At 37.7% G+C, this 470-nt stretch carries 1 protein-coding gene; it reads right to left on the reverse strand.

The window, feature by feature from the left end; genetic code table 11:
• Window positions 1–422: restriction endonuclease subunit S (locus ACKRDP_RS09870; protein WP_489685585.1), on the reverse strand; the 422-nt coding region annotated here is incomplete at its 3' end.
• Between the last annotated feature and the right edge of the window lie 48 nt (window positions 423–470).

Below are 470 nucleotides of genomic sequence, written 5' to 3' on the forward strand. Positions count from 1 at the left end.
TCAAGAGGGGGGAGGGGGAAAAGAAGATTGTAAAGGACATTTTTAGACAGCCTTCTTCTTCCTGTTGTCCCTTCCATTCTTTGAGCAAGCTGATTACGAACATCAGGTAGTTTTAAATTATAAAATAAAAACTCTACATCACAAATGTTATCTTTGGTTTTAATTGGAATTACCTCAGTAGTGGCTATAGCAAAAGGCACGCCTTTTAATATTCCTTGTTTGCCATTTTCAAAACTTGGAGTTATTTTAGCTAAAAGTAGCTCACCTTCATATACTACTATACCACTTCTCACATCATCTAGGTTTCTAAACTCATAATTTTTTATGTATAGACCCTCATTTGGTATTAAATTCATCGGTATAAATGGCACGCCGTCTATCACTTCTAAAATATTCCCCTTTCGCCTATCTGTATTTACCACATCTCCCAACCTCACCACCTGCCAATCCTCAGGCAAAGGTCCCAGCTC

It is taken from the genome of Pampinifervens navoyensis (assembly GCF_046159715.1).
Lineage (GTDB): Bacteria > Aquificota > Aquificia > Aquificales > Aquificaceae > Pampinifervens.